This window comes from Herbaspirillum sp., assembly GCF_035644555.1.
GTDB lineage: Bacteria > Pseudomonadota > Gammaproteobacteria > Burkholderiales > Burkholderiaceae_D > Herbaspirillum.
In genome coordinates this window covers 19,496-36,563 of record NZ_DASQOH010000059.1, presented here as the reverse complement: position 1 = coordinate 36,563, position 17,068 = coordinate 19,496, and the positions used below count along the sequence as shown (strand labels likewise).

Below are 17,068 nucleotides of genomic sequence, written 5' to 3'. Positions count from 1 at the left end.
CGTGTCAGGACAAGGGCTTCGCACAACGAGTCCCTTGTTGAAAAAACAATAGCAAGTCCGGGAGGAACATGTTTAGCACACTCACGATCAGGGCTCGCCTGATCTTCGTCATTGGTTTTCTGGCCCTGCTGCTGGTGGCATCGGGCGTTCTCGGTCTGGTCGGTCTGCGCTCGACCAATGCACAGATGCGTTCGCTCTATGAAGACCGGCTGGTCGCCCTGTCCCAGCTGGAGCGCATGTCGGCCGCGCTGGATGCGGCGCGCAACGGCATTTCCACCTCCATCGTCGGTGATTCCGGCGACATCGACGCCAACATGGACAGGCTGGAAAAGGCGCTCAAGGCCAATGATGTCATCGTCAAGCAATACCAGGACACCTTCCTCACACCCGAAGAAAAGACCTTGCTCGACAAGCTGCTGCCGCAGCGCCAGAAATTCCTCAGCGATGGCCTCAAGCCGGCGGTCGAGGCGCTGCGCAACCGTGATTTCCAGGGCGCCATCGAGCTTTACGGCGGTGTCATGCTCAAGCTGTATGCCGAGGCCCATGCCACGCTGGGCCAGTTGATGGACCTGCAGCGCAACGTCGGACGTGATCTCTACGAGCAGGCACAGCAGCGCTACCAGACCCTGCTGGTGGTGATGGGCGTGGCGGTGGCGGCCGGCCTGGCGGTGGCGCTGCTGATGGGGTTCTTGCTGGTGCGGGCCATTTCTGTGCCGCTGCGCCATGCCGTATCGCTGGCGCAATCGGTGGCGGCCGGCGACCTCACGCGCGAGATCGTGGTGCACAGCCGGGACGAGACCGGCCAGCTGATGGCGGCGCTCAAGCAGATGAATGACAACCTCCAGGGCATCGTCGGCCAGGTGCGCCTGAGCACCGATACCATCGCCACCGCTTCCAGCGAGATCGCCCATGGCAACCTGGATCTTTCTTCACGCACCGAACAGCAGGCCGGCGCGCTGGAAGAAACCGCCTCGGCCATGGAACAGCTGACCTCGACCGTGCGCACCAACGCCGATAATGCGCAGCAGGCGCGGCAACTGGCACATTCGGCTTCCGAAGTGGCGGTACGTGGGGGGGAAGTGGTGCGTCAGGTGGTCGATACCATGAGTTCCATCAACCAGTCCTCCAGCAAGATCGTGGACATCATCAGCGTGATCGATGGCATCGCCTTCCAGACCAACATTCTGGCGCTCAATGCCGCCGTGGAAGCGGCACGTGCCGGCGAGCAGGGGCGCGGCTTTGCGGTGGTGGCTTCCGAGGTACGTTCGCTGGCGCAGCGCTCGGCCGCGGCAGCCAAGGAAATCAAGGTGCTCATTGATGACTCGGTCAGCCGCGTGGGCAGCGGCAGTGCGCTGGTAGCCCAGGCGGGCGCCACCATCGACGAAGTGGTCAGCAGTGTGCAGCGGGTCAGTGAAGTGGTCAGCGAGATCAGTGCCGCCGGCCAGGAACAGAGCCAGGGCATCGAAGAAGTCAATCACGCCATCACGCAGATGGACGAGACCACCCAGCAGAATGCGGCGCTGGTGGAACAGGCCGCTGCCGCTGCCCAGGCCATGCAGGAGCAGGCGGCGCGCCTGTCGGACGCGGTCAGCGTTTTCCGCCTCGGCGGCAGTGCCGCTGCGGTGTATCAGCCATCCAGGCTGACATCCTCGGAGGCCGCCGAGCGCGTGCCCGGCAACGGGGGATTGCTCTTGCCGTGATAGGCAAACACCGCCGAGCACTTGACCTGATTGCTGTCATTGCGGCCAGCCGCGTGGAACAGGCCGCTATGGAACAGCACCACGTCGCCCGGCTCCAGTGACAGCGCAATACCTTGCGCGAACAGGGCCTGGTTGGCCGGCACTTCGGGGCGCAGGAAATCCAGTTCGTCCATCTGTTCGGCTTGCAGTGTCAGCTTGTGCGAGCCGGGGATGAACTTGAGCGCGCCGTTTTCGGGCGTCTCCGCGCCCAGTGCCAGCCACACCGAGATCAGATCGTTGCGCGGGAAGGACCAGTAGCGGATGTCGCGGTGCCAGCCGGTGGCAGTGCCGAAGGCCGGATGCTTGGTCATCACGCAATTGTGGTGGGCCAGGGTGAGGCAGACCGGTTCTTCGAACAGTTGATGCAGCATGGCCACCAGTTGCTTGTGCCCGGCCCACTCGCGGTAGACCGGGTCGCGCTGCCAGGCTGCGCGCAGGCGCCGCGCCGTGCGGCCGCCTTCGGCCTCCAGCGAGGCGGGTGCACCTTCGTAGCCGACCTCGGCTTCGTATTCCAGCGGAGCGACGGCGCGTTGCAGGTGATCACGGGTGACGGCGAGCATGCGCTCGCGCAGATCGGCAGGGACCATGCCCTTCAACAGCAGATAGCCCTGCTCGCGGAAAAAGGCGACCTGGGCGGGTGACAGCGGGTTCGACATGTGGATCTTTCGGAGTTGCACGGTGGCATGCCGGTGGCGATGCCTGCCTTCATTGTGCGCCGGATGGCGGCCAGATGCATGACTGTAGGCCAAGCCCGGCGGCGCGCAAGATACAGATGCAGCCCAATTCTGTATCGTTTGCGCCCGCGCAAGTCCGGTCTTCTTTTTTTACTTCGCTTTCTTCTTCAGCAAGGGGGCCAGGTACTTGCCGGTGACGCTGGCCGGGTTCTTCGCCACGTCCTCGGGCGTGCCGGCTGCGACGATCTTGCCGCCGCCCGCGCCCCCTTCGGGCCCCAGGTCGATGATCCAGTCGGCAGTCTTGATGACGTCCAGGTTGTGCTCGATGATGGTGACCGTATTGCCCTGGTCGCGCAGGCGGTGGATCACCTTGAGCAGCAGGTCGATGTCATGGAAGTGCAGGCCGGTGGTCGGCTCATCCAGGATGTAGAGCGTGCGGCCGGTATCGCGCTTGGACAGTTCCAGCGACAGCTTCACGCGCTGCGCCTCGCCACCCGAGAGCGTGGTGGCGCTCTGGCCCAGCTTGATATAGCCCAGGCCCACGTCCAGCAGCGTCTGCAGCTTGCGGGCGATCAGCGGTACCGGCTTGAAGAACTCATGGGCATCTTCCACCGTCATGTCGAGGATCTCGGTGATGTTCTTGCCCTTGTATTGCACTTCCAGTGTTTCGCGGTTGTAGCGCTTGCCATGGCAGACGTCGCAAGGCACGTACACGTCCGGCAGGAAGTGCATTTCCACCTTGATCACGCCATCGCCCTGGCAGGCTTCGCAGCGTCCGCCCTTAACGTTGAAGGAGAAACGACCGGCACTGTAACCACGTTCCTTGGCCATCGGCACCGTGGCGAACAGGTCGCGGATCGGCGTGAACAGGCCCGTATAGGTGGCCGGGTTGGAGCGCGGGGTACGGCCGATGGGGGCCTGGTCCACCGCGATCACCTTGTCGAAATGCTCCAGACCGCCGATGGCTTCATGCTCGGCCGGCTCGGTCTGCGAGCCATACAGGTGGCGCGCCGCCGACAGGTAGAGCGTGTCATTGACCAGGGTCGACTTGCCCGAGCCGGAGACCCCGGTCACGCAGGTCAGCAGGCCCACGGGCAACTCCAGGTCAACGTTCTTGAGGTTGTTGCCGGAGGCGCCGGTGATGGTCAGCATGCGCGACTCGTCGCAGGGCGTACGCTTCTTGGGAACCGAGATTTCCAGCGAGCCGTTGAGGTACTTGGCGGTCAGCGACTTCTTGTTCTTCAGGATTTCCGGCAGCGAGCCATGGGCGATCACATCGCCACCATGCACGCCCGCGCCGATGCCCATGTCGACGATGTAGTCGGCGGTGCGGATGGCGTCTTCATCGTGTTCCACCACCAGCACGGTGTTGCCGATGTCGCGCAGGTGGCGCAGGGTATCGATCAAGCGATCGTTGTCGCGCTGGTGCAGGCCGATGGAGGGTTCATCCAGCACATACATCACGCCGGTCAGGCCCGAGCCGATCTGCGAGGCCAGGCGGATACGCTGGGCTTCGCCGCCGGAGAGCGTATCGGCGCTGCGTTCCAGGGACAGGTAGTCCAGCCCGACGTTGTTGAGGAAGGTCAGGCGCGAGACGATTTCCTTGATGATGCGGTCGGCGATTTCCTTCTTGGCGCCGGTCAGCTTCAGGGTCTCGAAGAAGGACAAGGTCTCGCGCAGGGGTGTGGCGGCCACTTCATAGATGGCGCGCTGCTGCTTGCCGCTGCCCACCTTCACGTAGCGTGCCTCCACCCGCAGGCGCGCGCCGTGGCAGGAGGGGCATTGCTTTTCGTTGATGAACTTGGCCAGCTCTTCCTTGACCGCCATCGAATCGGTTTCGCGGTAGCGGCGCTGCAGGTTGTTGACCACGCCTTCGAAGGTGTGCTCCTTGACCACGGTACGGCCGCGCTCGTTGACGTAGGCGAAGGGGATGGCCTGGCGGCCGGAGCCGTACAGCACCACTTGCTGGGCCTTGTCGTCGAGCTGTTCAAAGGGAACGTCGAGGTCGAAGTCGTAGAAGGCCGCGATGCTGGTGAGCATCTGGAAATAGAACTGGTTGCGACGGTCCCAGCCCTTGATCGCGCCCGAAGCCAGCGACAGGTTGGGGAAGGCCACGATGCGCTTGGGATCAAAGAATTCGATGTGGCCCAGGCCATCGCATTCCGGGCAGGCCCCCATCGGGTTGTTGAAGGAGAACAGCCGCGGCTCCAGCTCCTGCAGCGAATAGCCGCAGATGGGGCAGGCGAACTTGTTGGAATACAGGTGTTCCTTGCCGCCATCCATTTCGAGCGCGATGGCGCGGCCGTCGGCCAGACGCAGGGCGGTCTCGAAGCTTTCGGCCAGGCGCTGCTTGATCTCGGCCTTGACCTTGACGCGGTCGATGACGACATCGATGGTGTGCTTCTCGGTCTTCTTCAGCTTGGGCAGCTCATCGACCTCGTAGACCTTGGCCGTGCCGGTGCCGCTCTGGATGCGGAAGCGCACGAAGCCCTGGGCCTGCATCTCCTCGAACAGGTCGGCATGCTCGCCCTTGCGGTTGGCCACCACCGGCGCCATGATCATCAGCTTGGTCTCTTCCGGCAGGGCCAGCACCGCATCGACCATCTGCGAGACCGATTGGGCCTCCAGCGGATGTTCGGGGTGATCCGGGCAGTAGGGCGTGCCGACGCGGGCGTACAGCAGGCGCAGGTAGTCGTGGATCTCGGTGACAGTGCCGACCGTGGAGCGCGGGTTGTGCGAGGTGGCCTTCTGCTCGATGGAGATGGCCGGCGACAGGCCCTCGATCATGTCCACATCCGGCTTTTCCATCAGCTGCAGGAACTGGCGCGCATAGGCCGACAGGGACTCCACATAGCGGCGCTGGCCCTCTGCATACAAGGTATCGAAGGCCAGCGAGGACTTGCCCGAACCGGACAGCCCCGTGATGACGATGAGCTTGTTGCGGGGGAGGTCTAGGTTGATATTCTTGAGGTTATGCGTGCGCGCGCCGCGAATGCGAATTTCTTCCATGGATGCCTTCAGCTAGGGGTTTCCTGCCGCCGCGTGGAATGACGCCTTGCGCGGAGCAGCGGTGGGACAACATGTAACTATAACAGGACTGCGAATGGCCGGCAGGCGTGGCTGCAGCGGCAGATGACCCATGTGGGAGCGCATCGGCGAATTGAAAGCGCGGCAGTGGAAAAAGCCACCGTCCGGCCTTGCGGCGGGCCCTCCTGCAGGCCCTCCTGCAGGCCGTGCACACCGGCGCCACCGGGCCGGGCTGTCGGACCTGATGGGCAGAAAAAAGCCGACGCGGGGTCGGCTTCGATGCAGGGCGGGGGGGACGCCGGTCTCAGCCGGCGCGCTGGTAGATCTTGAACAGCTGTCCGTCATCGCCATCGCGGCGACCTTCCCAGAACAGCGACCAGTGGCCGGGCGGACGGCGGGTGGCTTCCGGTTTCTCCTGGATCAGCCAGCGGCAGCTGGTGGTGCCGTCACTGCCCACCGGCTGGTGCAGGATGCCAGTGTAGTAGTACAGCATCGGCGCTTCCGATTCGCCCAGCGCCTGGCTGGCCATGCAATCGCCCTCGCGCCAGGCCGGCCCTATTTTGCTTTGGAGATCGGTGTAGGCATATTCATAACTCTTGCCATAGTCGGCCCAGGGCAGCAGCAGGGTGAAGGCCAGGCCCCACATCAGCGTGATGCCGCCGAACCAGGAGAACGCGCCGCGCCACTTCCCGGCCAGGCGCAACAGGCCCAGCGAAACGATCCACAGAATGCTTATGGCGCCGGCCGCCAGCAGCGCCAATGGCTGGATGGGCGTGACGAAGGTCAGCGGCAGCCACTTGCCCATGAAGGCGATCGGCTGGTGCTGGTCCGCCGGCCAGGTGGAGACCAGGTAGATACCCCAGATGGCGATGGCCAGCAGGCCGAAGCCGAGCCGCGCAAGCCAGTCCCAGGCCAGGTTGACGCCGTCCGGCAGACGGGGGACGACGCGCGCGCCCAGCATCACCAGCGGCAGCAGCACCGGCAGCAGATAAAGCTGGCGCGCCGTGGCCGAGCTTTGCAGCACGGCCAGGCTGATGGCGGCGAACACCAGCGGCAGCGCCACCCGCGCGTTGCCGGCCTGACGCCAGTCACCGGCGGCCAGCGCCAGCAGCGCCAGCACCGAGCCCGGCAGGGCGAAGCCGGCCAGCGCCCGCAGGATCACGGTATGGTCGTTGTCCGAACCCAGCTTGTGCACCGAAAAACCGAAGAAGCGGCCGACGTTGTTGTCCCAGAACCATTCCATGAACAGCGGCACCGAGTGCTGGGCCAGCAGCGCCGGCCAGATCACGAAGAAGGGAAGCGACACCAGCACCGCCACGCCTACCATCTGCCAGTAGCCGCGCGAGCGACAGGAGCGCAGTAGCAGGCCCAGCACCAGTACGGTGGCGGCAAAGGTCAGGGGCACGAACAGGCCCTTGGTCATCTCGGTGATGCCCACGCCCAGTCCGAACCAGAAGGCTGCCATCCAGGATGGCGTACGGCGTTCCTGGTTGAGGGCGATGGCCAGCAGTCCGTAGGTGGCCATGGTGGCGCCGCACACCAGGGCGACGTCGGTGAACATGTCGTGGGCATGCTTGACCATGCCCGGGGAGCCGGCGAATAGCGCCAACGTGGCCAGCACAGGCAGGCTCATCAGGCTGCGCTGGTTCCACATCATCTGGGCGATGCGCGCCACGAACACCAGGGTCACCAGGTTGTAGACCACACTGGCCAGGCGCGCCCCCTCGTGGTACGGCAGCAGCGGATGCAGCAGCTTGGCCAGCAGCACCGCCGTCCAGTAGTACAGCGGCGGCTTTTCCATGAAGGGCTGGCCGGCATTGGTCGGCACCAGGTACTCGCCGGAGACCAGCATATGGTGGATCATGCCGAAAGAATAGGTTTCGTCCTGCTTCCAGGGGCCATGCCCGAAGATGCCAGGCAGCAGCCATGCCGCCCCGGCCAGGACCAGCAGCAGCCAGGCGGTACGCGTGGAGATGCCACGCTGGGCCAGGACCGGCGTCGAGGCGTTCGAAAGAGAGGGTCCCGAGCTGCGTTCGGAGACCGAGTCGAATAGGAACATGCTGAATACAGATGCGAGCCGCCTGCGCTGCCCGCGAAAAAATCAAAAAACGAAAACCTGGGTACAGAGTGGCAACCAGCGCCATCCCCGACCCGCCGCAGCATGGTGCCTGGGATTGCTTCGCCATCCTCTGCATCGGGTTTTCTCCCCCCTGATGCGTGCTTGCTTTATTTTTCTTGGCGAGGATTATTGCCTTGCGGGAATTCGCCAGGGAGGCGAAATCGGCGGCTGTTATAGGACACTGCAGAAAAAATGAGCAAGCCCTCATTCTGGCATAAGCACTAAAAAAAATGACGTATTTGTCAGGAAAGATGTGAAGATTCGCTACATAGTGTCAAGATCCTGGCCCCGGTGTTGGATTGACGCAGCACGGCCGGTCGCGAGAAAGGCGGTCGAGAAGGCCGGCGCAGCGGCGCCGGGCTGACGGCTGGCAGGACTATCCTGTTACCATACTGCTTTGTCCTACAGCCCGGTTTCACGAAAGACCGGGCAGCCGCCAACGCCAGTCTCTACACGTCACACGTATGTCCCACGACACAAGTTCATCCGCACAGCCCGAGAAAACCGGCATGTCGCGCGCCGAGGTGCGTGCCAGCGTTTCCCTGGCTTCGATCTTTTCCCTGCGCATGCTGGGTCTGTTCCTGGTGCTGCCGGTGTTCGCCGTGCACGCGCACAGCCTGCCGGGCGGCGACAGCGATACGCTGGTCGGCATCGCCCTGGGCATCTATGGCCTGGCGCAGGCCTGTGGACAGATTCCCTACGGTATCGCCTCCGACCGCTATGGCCGCAAGCGCATCATCGTCATCGGCCTGTTGCTGTTCGCGCTGGGCTCCTTCGTCGCTGCCGGCGCCCAGAGCGTGATGTGGCTGCTGGTCGGCCGGGCGCTGCAGGGGTCGGGCGCGATCTCGGCCGCCATCACCGCCTTCATCGCCGATTCCACCCGCGAGGAACATCGCACCAAGGCCATGGCCATGGTCGGGGCCTCCATCGGCGTGACTTTCGCGGTCTCGATGGTGGCTTCGCCGCTGCTCTACCGCGCCATCGGCATGGGCGGCATCTTTGGCCTGACCGGTGTGCTTTCGCTGCTGGCCATCGCGGTGGTGGTATGGGCGGTACCGGCTGCGCCGATGGTACAGGCCCGGCGGGTGTCGCTGCGCGAGGTGCTGCGCCAGACCGAACTGCTGCGCCTGAACTGGGGGGTGTTCACGCTGCATCTGACCCAGGTCGCGATGTTTCTGGTGGTGCCGGCGGCGCTGGTGCAAACGGCCGGCCTGCCGCTGGGCGAGCACTGGAAGATCTACCTCCCCGTGGTCCTGGCGTCCTTCGTGCTGATGCTGCCGCCCATCATCGTGGCCGAGAAATACGGACGCATGAAGCCGGTCTTCGTCGGCGCCATCAGCCTGATGCTGCTGGTACAGGTGGGGTTCTGGCTGGTGCTGTCCCGTCCCCTGGGAAGTGTCTGGATGCTGGTGACCTTGCTGTTCCTGTTCTTCGTCGCCTTCAACATCCTGGAGGCGGCCCAGCCTTCGCTGGTCTCGCGCATCGCACCGCCGGCGGCCAAAGGCGCCGCGCTCGGTGTCTACAACACGCTGCAGGCGCTGGGTCTGTCCTGCGGCGGTGCGCTGGGTGGCTGGCTTCAACAACATGTGGGAAATTCCGCGGTGTTCCTCTTGTCTGCTGTGCTCACCCTGACCTGGCTTATAATCGCGGCTAACATGAAAAACCTGCCGCGCCGCTCAGCGCCGGCGGCGGGTGCAACAGCCTAAACGTATTCAGGAGAAACAATGGCATCGGTCAACAAAGTCATCATCGTCGGCAACCTGGGACGCGACCCGGAAACACGCTACATGCCCAACGGCGAAGCCGTCACCAACATCGCCGTCGCCACGACCGAGAGCTGGAAGGACAAGAATTCCGGCGAAAAGAAGGAGCTTACCGAATGGCACCGGATCACCTTCTATCGCAAGCTGGCTGAAATCGCCGGCCAGTACCTGAAGAAAGGTTCGCAGATCTACGTCGAAGGCCGCCTGCAGACCCGCAAGTGGCAGGACAAGGAAGGCGTGGAGCGCTACACCACCGAAATCATCGCCGATACCATGCAGATGCTGGGCAGCCGCCAGGGCGGCGGCGGTGGCGGCATGGATGAGGGCGGCTACGGTGGCGGCGGTGGTGGCTACGGCGGAGGTGCCCCGCGCCAGAGCGCCGGCGGTAATGCTGGCGGCGGTGGCGCTGCCCCGCGTCAGCAACCGGCGCAGCGCCCGGCGCCGAACTTCTCGGACATGGACGACGATATCCCGTTCTGATCCCGATGCGGCAGGCCGCGCCGCGGCAGGTGTACCGACCAACCCCTTGACTGCCATGCAGCGAGGGGTTTTTTCATGGCCGGTTACAACTGAAACCTGGGTGGCCTGCACTGCAATCTGGCGGTAACCAGGCGACGCGATGATGTCAACAAGCCGAAGCAAACAGCATCGGTCCCAAGTCACCAGATCAAGGAAAACATCATGCTCATCGGACTCATCCTCGCCTTCACCGAAACCGTGTCCCACCTGCTCGGCGTCTGAGCGCCGGCACTCACCAGGAGAACAATATGCTCATCGGACTGATCGTCGCCTTCAGCGAAACCATGGCTCACCTTTTCGGCGGTTGAATCAACTTACCTTCAGGAGAACAACATGCTCATCGGACTCATCCTCGCCTTCACCGAAACCGTGTCGCACCTGCTTGGTGTCTGAGCGCCGGCACTCACCAGGAGAACAACATGCTCATCGGACTGATCGTCATCTTCAGTGAAACCATGGCCCAGCTGCTGGGGGGCTGATGACAGGCATTACACGCAAGGCTCATGGCGGCCGCTGCCAGCCGGGAAGAATTCCACCGGCTGCCAGCGGCCGTCATGCCTGAAGAGGGTATAGCGCGGATGGGCATTGCTGCCGTCGGGGGCGAAGCTGATGGGGCCATGCAGGCCGGCGTAACGCATCTGATGCAGCGTGGCAGCGATCCTGGGACCCTCTGCGCTGCCGGTCTGCAGGATGGCGGCGCTCAGGATGCTGGCGGCGTCGTAGGCATGGAAGGAATAGGTAGTCGGTGCCGTCCCGAACTTGTTGCGATACGCCAGGGCCACCTTCTTCCATTGCGGGCAATGGTCGCGCGCGATCTCGTATTCCAGCACATGCAGGCGTGGTTCCGCTTGCGGCGGCAGTGGCAGGTTGCTGGCACCACCTGTGAGGAGGATGCGTGCCTTCGATCCCGAGCGACGGGCCGCCTCGATGAAGGCACGCGCCTGCGGGTACAAGGCTAGGAACACGATGACATCGGCCTCGTGCTGCATCGCTGCCTGCACAGCATTATGGAAGTCGGTGGTCCGGCGCGCCACCTGGATGCGGCCCAGGGCGATGCCGGAACTGGTGGCCGCCAGCTTTTCCAGCAGGGCATCGGCCAGGGCATTGCTGTAGGCCGAATCGTTCTGGATCACGAACACCCGCCGGCCGCCCAGTGAGCGGCTGGCGACTTCGGCCAGGGCGGCGGCCAGTTCCCGGGTGCCACCGACGACCCGGAAGGGCATGCGGTGGCCCATCCCCGTCCATTGGCTGCTGGTGGCGGTAAAGCCGATCTGGGGAATATGGGCGCTTTCGTAGATGGTCGCCGTGGCCAGGGCGGCGTCGCTGCTCCACGGGCCGATTACGCCGGCCACGTTTTCCTTGATGTAGTAGCGCGCGATGTTGACGGCGAAATTCTCGTTGCCGTGGTCATCCTGGGGCAGCAATGTGAAGCGCAGCGGTGAACGGCGTCGCACTGCCATCGCATTGGCATCATCGATGGCCACTTGCGCACCCTGCAGGGCGCTTTGTGTGATCGGCTCGGAGAGTCGACCGGTAAAGCCCAGCGTGATGGTGGTCAGGTTCTCCGACCCTGCCGGTGCCGCCAGCACATAAAGCAGCAAGCTGATGGCGAGTATCGACCTGCGATATGGTCTGCGCATGGGGCCCCCCGTGGTCCGCTGAATTCCTGTCAACATTGCTTCATGCGTCTTGCTGGGGAAAATATACACATCAATACTCAGTGAGGCCAGCGGACTTCGAAGCAGCTACCTCCCAGCGGCGAGGGGCGGCAGTCGGCCGTGCCGTGATGCGCGCTGGCAATGGCCCGTACCACGGCCAGCCCCAGGCCGCTGCCGCGGTGTCGGGCCTGCTCGCTGCGCGGGCCGCGTTGGAACGCGTTGAAGATCATCGCAGCATCGACGGCCGCAAGCCCGGGGCCGCTGTCCTCGACCCGCAGGCAATGCTGGCCTGAGTGGCTCGCGGTGCTGATATGCAACGGGCCCGGCGTGGCATGCTGCAGGGCATTTTCCAGCAGGGCCAGCAGGGCCTGCCGGATGCGAACCGGATCGCAGGCAGTGCGCTGCAGCGACAGTGCCAGGGTGACGGTGAATCCTTTCTCCTCCAGCGCCGGTTCGCAGGCCGTGAGGACGGCGCCGATCTCTTGCGGCAAATCGACCTGCTGCGTCTGTATCTGCAGGTGGCCGCTTTCGGCCAGACCGACGATGCGCAGGTCCTCGATCAGCCGCGCCAGTCCTTCGACCTGCCCCAGCAGACTGGAAAACAGTGCCGGTTCGGGCTGGAACACGCCATCGGAAAGACCCTGCAGCCGACCACGCAGGATCGTCACCGGTGTGCGCAATTCATGGGCGATGGCAGCGTTCCAGAAGGTGCGTTCCTGTTGTACCCGTTCCAGTCGCTCGGCCATGGCGTTGAAATCGTTGATCAGCTGCCAGGCTTCATCCAGCGGTTGCCGTTGTGCTCCCGCCCGTGCGGCCAGATCGCCCTGTGCCACGCGGCGCAGGCTGGTAGCGACCGAATTGAGCGGCGTCAGAATGCGGCGCGCCAGGCGCATGGCGACCCAGATCGCAATCCCCAGGCCCAGCAGCGTAGTGCCGGCGATCCAGCCCCACTCGGCCGGCGAGGGCAGCCAGCTGTCCGGTGCCGACAGGGCGCCCGGAACGAAGATGAACATGGTCGAATAGAAGGCGTAGGAGCCCAGTAACACCATGAGCATGATGGTCAGCGCCAGGATCGCCACCGAACGGATGATCTGCCGGGCCAGGCCCTTGCCGCGCCACAGTGCCAGCAGGTCGACGCCGGGCTTCATGAGTTGGCCTCCATGGTCTCAGCCGCCTTGCTGGAAACGATAACCGACCCCGCGGATGCTGACCGGAATGCCGCTGATACCCAGGTCTTCCAGTTTCTTGCGCAGCTTGCTGACATGGCTGTCCACGGTGCGTTCCAGCGTATCCCCTTCCGGCAGGCAGGAGGCCAGCAGTTCGGCGCGACTGAACACGCGCCGCGGTGAGCGCGCCAGTTGCGCCAGCAGCTTGAATTCGGTGAGCGTGAGCACCAGCACATGCGCGACGCCGTCGATCTCGGCCATGGCCTCGTGCTGCTCGAAGTCGATCATGAAGGGTGGGGCGCGCAGGATGCGCCGGTCGTCGCGATCGTCACGCGGCTGACTGCGGCGCAGCACAGCTTCCACCCGCGCCACCACCTCGGCCGGATTGAAGGGCTTGACCACGTAGTCGTCGGCGCCGATGCGCAGGCCGGTGAGTTTGTCGACATCCTGGTCCAGGGCGGTGAGCATGATGACGGGGGTCTGATCGCGCTGGCGAATCTGCGCCAGCACCTGCCAGCCTGTGAGTTGCGGCATCTGGATATCCAGCAGCACCAGGTCCGGCTTGAGGGCAAGATGCAATTCCAGTGCCCTGACCCCGTCGGCGGCATGCACGCTGCGCATGCCGCTGCGGGCGAGGTAGGCGGCCAGGATCTCGGCGATCTCGGGAGCATCTTCGGCGATGAGCACCAGCGCACCCGAGGCCGGCGCCGTGGATGCCGTACCAGGTTCGGCGACCGACTGCAGCGGCGCGGGCATTCTTTCCTTCTCCATCGAATCTCCATCGTTGTATCGCGCAATCCTCATGCTAATCGCCCAGACTCCGCCTTCGCTCGCGATTGTACTGTCGGGTGGCCCGGGTCGCAAAAATGCCGCCATCCAGGCCGTCGGCAGGTGACGAGCCTGACTGATGGAGTTCTTGCATGCCCCGCTTTTTTATCGACCGCCCGGTCTTCGCCTGGGTGGTCGCCCTGTTCATCGTGCTGTTCGGCGTGATCGCCATGAGCCAGCTGCCCATCGCGCGCTATCCCTCGGTGGCGCCGCCCACGGTCTCGATCAATGCCACCTATCCGGGTGCCACGCCGCAGACCATGAACGATGGCGTGATCAGCCTGATCGAGCGCGAACTGTCGGGCGTGAAGAACCTGCTCTATTTCGAGTCCTCGGCCGATACCTCCGGCAGCGCCCAGATCAGCGTGACCTTCAAGCCCGGCACCGATGCGGAACTGGCCCAGGTGGATGTGCAGAACAAGCTCAAGGCCATCGAAGCGCGACTGCCGCAGGCGGTGCGCCAGAATGGCGTGACCGTGGAGTCGGCCGCTTCGGGCTTCCTTCTGATGGTGAGCCTGACCTCGACCGATGGCCGCTATGACGAAGTAAGGCTGAGCGACTACCTGGCGCGTAATATCGTGGAGGAATTGCGCCGCGTGGAGGGCGTCGGCCGGGTGCAACTGTTCGGTGCCGAACAGGCCATGCGCGTCTGGATCGATCCCTTCAAGCTCAATGCCTTCGGTCTGACCGTCACCGATATCAGCACTGCAGTGAGCCAGCAGAACGCCCAGATCGCGCCGGGTCGGCTGGGTGATTCGCCTGCCGTACCGGGCCAGCAGATCGCCGTGCCGCTGACGGTACAGGGGCAATTGCAGTCGCCGGCGCAGTTTGCCGCCATCGTGCTCAGGGCCAAGAGCGACGGTTCGCGCGTGTTGCTGGGGGATGTGGCGCGGGTGGAACTGGGCGCACAGTCCTATGCCTTTTCCAACCGTGAGGACGGCAGGCCGGCGGGCGTAGCCGCCGTGCAGCTCGCTCCCGGTGCCAATGCGGTGCGCACGGCGGCTGCCATCCAGGCACGCATGGAAGAACTGCGCCCCAGCCTGCCGGCGGGCATGGCGTTTTCGCTGCCCTATAACACCGCGCCCTTCGTCAAGGTCTCCATCCAGAAGGTGGTACAGACCCTGATCGAGGCCATGGTACTGGTGTTTCTGGTGATGTATCTTTTCCTGCAGAACGTGCGCTATACCCTCATCCCGGCCATCGTCGCGCCCATTGCGCTGCTGGGTACGCTGGCGGTGATGCTGGTGGCCGGTTATTCGGTCAATGTGCTCACCATGTTCGGGATGGTGCTGGCCATCGGCATCATCGTCGATGACGCCATCGTGGTGGTCGAGAATGTCGAGCGCATCATGGCGCAGGAAGGTCTTGCACCACGCGAGGCCACCATCGAGGCCATGCGCGAGATTACCGGAGCCATCGTCGGCATCACATTGGTGCTGACGGCGGTCTTCATTCCGATGGCGCTGGCCGGTGGCTCGGTAGGCGTGATCTATCGTCAGTTCGCGCTGGCCATGGCGGTGTCCATCCTGTTCTCGGCGTTCCTGGCGCTGAGTCTGACGCCTGCTCTGTGCGCCACGCTGCTCAAGCCGGTGGCACCCGGGCATCATGAAAAGCGCGGATTCTTTGGCGCGTTCAACCGGGCCTTCAATCGCCTCACCGTGCGCTATGAATCTGCATTAGCGCGCCTGATCGCACGAGGGCTGCGCATGATGCTGGTGTACGCGGCGCTGTGTCTGCTGCTGGTACTGGGATGGCGGACCTTGCCTTCGGCTTTCCTGCCGGAAGAGGACCAGGGCTATTTCATGACCTCCTTCCAGTTGCCGGCCGATGCCACCAGCGAGCGCACCGCACGCGTCGTCGATCAGTTCGAGCGCTACCTGAAGACCCGCGAGGATATCGGCGCCAATCTCTCGGTGCTGGGCTTCGGCTTTTCCGGTTCCGGTCCGAACGCGGCCATGGCGTTCACCGAGTTGAAGCACTGGAAGCAGCGCCAGGGCGCGACTGCGGCCTCCGAAGCCATGGCCGCCCAGGAGGCCATGGCTACCGGCGTCGATGGCGTGGTGATGAGCCTGTTGCCCCCGGCCATCGAGGAGCTGGGTAATTCCTCAGGCTTTGCCATGCGTCTGCAGGATCGCGCAAACCAGGGTAATGCCGCCCTCAAGGCCGCCGAGACAAAGTTACTGGCGCTGGCGGCCGGCAGCGCCAAGCTGGCCGGCGTCTATTCGGATGGCTTGCCGCCCGGGGCGGGCGTGGCGCTCGTGATCGACCGCCACAAGGCTGCCGCCCTCGGGGTCTCGTTTGCCAGCATCAGCGATACGCTGTCCACTGCCATGGGGTCTTTCTATGTCAATGATTTCCCCAATGCGGGTCGCATGCAGCAGGTCATCCTGCAGGCTGAGCCGGGCGCTCGCATGCAGATCGAGGATGTGATGAAACTCTACGTGCGCAACCAGACCGGTGGCATGGTGCCACTGGCCGAACTGGTACAGGCTACGTGGCAAGAGTTGCCCACCCAGCTACAGCGCTACCAGGGATTGCCGGCGGTCCGCATTGCCGGCAGCGCCGCCCCCGGGGTATCCAGCGGTGAGGCCATGGCTGAGATGGAGCACCTGGCGCGGCAGCTTCCGGCAGGTTTTGCCGTGGCGTGGACCGGTCAATCCCTGCAGGAACGCTTGTCGGCGGCGCAGGCACCGATCCTCATGGCCTTGTCCATGCTGGTGGTGTTTCTGGTGCTGGCCGCCTTGTACGAAAGTTGGCGTCTGCCACTATCAGTCATGTTGGTGGTGCCGCTCGGTCTGATCGGTGCAGTGGCGGCGGTCATGCTGCGCGGACTGCCCGACGATGTCTTCTTCAAGGTCGGGCTGATCACCGTCATTGGTTTGTCCGCCAAGAATGCCATCCTGATCGTGGAGTTTGCGCGGCAGCTGCGGTCTGAAGGCATCGGACTGGTGGAGGCGGCGATCCGGGCAGCGGTATTGCGCCTGCGCCCTATCCTCATGACCTCGCTGGCTTTCGCGCTGGGTGTGGTACCCCTGATGCTGGCCTCGGGCGCCAGCGCGGAGACGCAGCGCGCCATCGGCACCGGCGTGTTCGGCGGGATGGTCAGCGCCACCGTGCTGGCGGTGCTGTTCGTGCCGGTGTTCTTCGTCCTTGTGCTGGCCAGCGGGCGGGCGTGGCGCAGCACGGAGGCATGACATCCTTCCCGCGTGCGAATGTGCAAGGCGCAGCGCTGGCGCGGAAATGCTCAGGCGCCCACAGGTGGTGCGAAATCCCCATCCTTGCGGACGACCGGGTCGGCTGGCTTGGCCTGTGCAGCGGGAGCGCTGTCAGGCGCGTGCTGCTGGGTACCTTCGGCCACCACGCTGCTTTCCTGCGCGACCGGTTGCATATCTTCTTCTCCCATGACGCTGGGCATGCCGGAGTCGGTCTCGCGCTTGCGGCGTCGGTTGATTTCGTCGAACTGGCGCATCACTGGCTTGGCGCAGGCCAGCATGGCCAGCGAGCCCGCAGCAAGCATGAACAGGGAAGTCTTTTTCATGGCGGCTCCTGCAGAGAATGATCGGAGCACTGATTAT

At 64.1% G+C, this 17,068-nt stretch carries 12 protein-coding genes; 5 read left to right on the top strand and 7 right to left on the bottom strand.

Annotated features, from left to right (window positions below):
• The first annotated feature begins 68 nt into the window (after nucleotides 1-68).
• On the top strand, nucleotides 69-1,700 hold the full coding sequence (locus VE092_RS16700) for a methyl-accepting chemotaxis protein (RefSeq protein WP_324878654.1): 1,632 nt from the start codon (nucleotides 69-71) through the stop codon (nucleotides 1,698-1,700).
• Here the strand turns inward: VE092_RS16700 and VE092_RS16695 are convergent.
• From VE092_RS16695 to VE092_RS16685, 3 genes are all read right to left on the bottom strand, one after another.
• Complete coding sequence (locus tag VE092_RS16695) at nucleotides 1,628-2,395, bottom strand: phytanoyl-CoA dioxygenase family protein (RefSeq protein WP_324878652.1); 768 nt, start codon at nucleotides 2,393-2,395, stop codon at nucleotides 1,628-1,630. The genes VE092_RS16700 and VE092_RS16695 overlap by 73 nt on opposite strands.
• A 168-nt stretch (nucleotides 2,396-2,563) precedes the next feature.
• A complete protein-coding gene (gene uvrA / locus VE092_RS16690; protein ID WP_324878650.1) occupies nucleotides 2,564-5,422 on the bottom strand; it encodes an excinuclease ABC subunit UvrA in 2,859 nt (952 codons plus the stop codon).
• A 322-nt stretch (nucleotides 5,423-5,744) separates the two neighbouring features.
• Nucleotides 5,745-7,499 (bottom strand): glycosyl transferase, encoded by a 1,755-nt coding sequence (locus tag VE092_RS16685; protein ID WP_324878647.1) that lies wholly within the window; start codon nucleotides 7,497-7,499, stop codon nucleotides 5,745-5,747.
• On the opposite strand from VE092_RS16685, the gene VE092_RS16680 reads away from it, so the two are divergent.
• The 3 genes from VE092_RS16680 (at nucleotide 7,498) to ssb (ending at nucleotide 9,802) form a co-directional block, all read left to right on the top strand.
• Nucleotides 7,498-7,755 (top strand): hypothetical protein, encoded by a 258-nt coding sequence (locus tag VE092_RS16680; protein ID WP_324878646.1) that lies wholly within the window; start codon nucleotides 7,498-7,500, stop codon nucleotides 7,753-7,755. The two genes, VE092_RS16685 and VE092_RS16680, sit on opposite strands and share 2 nt — an antisense overlap.
• A gap of 268 nt (nucleotides 7,756-8,023) precedes the next feature.
• Nucleotides 8,024-9,265: an MFS transporter gene (locus tag VE092_RS16675; RefSeq protein ID WP_324878644.1), complete on the top strand. Its 1,242-nt coding sequence runs from the start codon at nucleotides 8,024-8,026 to the stop codon at nucleotides 9,263-9,265.
• Between the two features lie 18 nt (nucleotides 9,266-9,283).
• Nucleotides 9,284-9,802, top strand: coding sequence for a single-stranded DNA-binding protein (ssb, locus tag VE092_RS16670; RefSeq protein ID WP_324878642.1), 519 nt, complete (start codon nucleotides 9,284-9,286; stop codon nucleotides 9,800-9,802).
• A 527-nt stretch (nucleotides 9,803-10,329) separates the two neighbouring features.
• Here the strand turns inward: ssb and VE092_RS16665 are convergent.
• From VE092_RS16665 to VE092_RS16655, 3 genes are all read right to left on the bottom strand, one after another.
• Nucleotides 10,330-11,481 (bottom strand): branched-chain amino acid ABC transporter substrate-binding protein, encoded by a 1,152-nt coding sequence (locus tag VE092_RS16665; RefSeq protein ID WP_324878641.1) that lies wholly within the window; start codon nucleotides 11,479-11,481, stop codon nucleotides 10,330-10,332.
• Nucleotides 11,482-11,558: 77 nt separating this feature from the next.
• Nucleotides 11,559-12,647 carry an ATP-binding protein gene (locus VE092_RS16660; protein ID WP_324878639.1) on the bottom strand — a complete coding sequence of 363 codons (1,089 nt, stop codon included), beginning with the start codon at nucleotides 12,645-12,647 and terminating at the stop codon, nucleotides 11,559-11,561.
• Nucleotides 12,648-12,665: 18 nt separating this feature from the next.
• Nucleotides 12,666-13,436 (bottom strand): response regulator, encoded by a 771-nt coding sequence (locus tag VE092_RS16655; protein ID WP_324878636.1) that lies wholly within the window; start codon nucleotides 13,434-13,436, stop codon nucleotides 12,666-12,668.
• Between the two features lie 149 nt (nucleotides 13,437-13,585).
• Between VE092_RS16655 and VE092_RS16650 the strand changes: the two genes are divergently transcribed.
• Nucleotides 13,586-16,687, top strand: a complete 3,102-nt coding sequence (locus VE092_RS16650; protein ID WP_324878634.1) for an efflux RND transporter permease subunit — start codon at nucleotides 13,586-13,588, stop codon at nucleotides 16,685-16,687.
• 50 nt (nucleotides 16,688-16,737) lie between these two features.
• On the opposite strand, the gene VE092_RS16645 is transcribed toward VE092_RS16650, so the two are convergent.
• The gene (locus VE092_RS16645) at nucleotides 16,738-17,031 is read right to left on the bottom strand and encodes a hypothetical protein (RefSeq protein ID WP_324878632.1); all 294 of its coding nucleotides are present in this window, start codon (nucleotides 17,029-17,031) and stop codon (nucleotides 16,738-16,740) included.
• Nucleotides 17,032-17,068: the final 37 nt, after the last annotated feature.

What these genes read in the sequence shown, in the direction of transcription:
- VE092_RS16665 (WP_324878641.1), bottom strand. Translation starts at nt 11,481, where the DNA reads ATGCGCAGACCATATCGCAGGTCGATACTCGCCATCAGCTTGCTGCTT.
- VE092_RS16655 (WP_324878636.1), bottom strand. Translation starts at nt 13,436, where the DNA reads ATGGAGAAGGAAAGAATGCCCGCGCCGCTGCAGTCGGTCGCCGAACCT.
- VE092_RS16700 (WP_324878654.1), top strand. Translation starts at nt 69, where the DNA reads ATGTTTAGCACACTCACGATCAGGGCTCGCCTGATCTTCGTCATTGGT.
- VE092_RS16675 (WP_324878644.1), top strand. Translation starts at nt 8,024, where the DNA reads ATGTCCCACGACACAAGTTCATCCGCACAGCCCGAGAAAACCGGCATG.
- VE092_RS16685 (WP_324878647.1), bottom strand. Translation starts at nt 7,499, where the DNA reads ATGTTCCTATTCGACTCGGTCTCCGAACGCAGCTCGGGACCCTCTCTT.
- VE092_RS16650 (WP_324878634.1), top strand. Translation starts at nt 13,586, where the DNA reads ATGCCCCGCTTTTTTATCGACCGCCCGGTCTTCGCCTGGGTGGTCGCC.
- VE092_RS16695 (WP_324878652.1), bottom strand. Translation starts at nt 2,395, where the DNA reads ATGTCGAACCCGCTGTCACCCGCCCAGGTCGCCTTTTTCCGCGAGCAG.
- ssb (WP_324878642.1), top strand. Translation starts at nt 9,284, where the DNA reads ATGGCATCGGTCAACAAAGTCATCATCGTCGGCAACCTGGGACGCGAC.
- VE092_RS16645 (WP_324878632.1), bottom strand. Translation starts at nt 17,031, where the DNA reads ATGAAAAAGACTTCCCTGTTCATGCTTGCTGCGGGCTCGCTGGCCATG.
- uvrA (WP_324878650.1), bottom strand. Translation starts at nt 5,422, where the DNA reads ATGGAAGAAATTCGCATTCGCGGCGCGCGCACGCATAACCTCAAGAAT.
- VE092_RS16660 (WP_324878639.1), bottom strand. Translation starts at nt 12,647, where the DNA reads ATGAAGCCCGGCGTCGACCTGCTGGCACTGTGGCGCGGCAAGGGCCTG.
- VE092_RS16680 (WP_324878646.1), top strand. Translation starts at nt 7,498, where the DNA reads ATGCTGAATACAGATGCGAGCCGCCTGCGCTGCCCGCGAAAAAATCAA.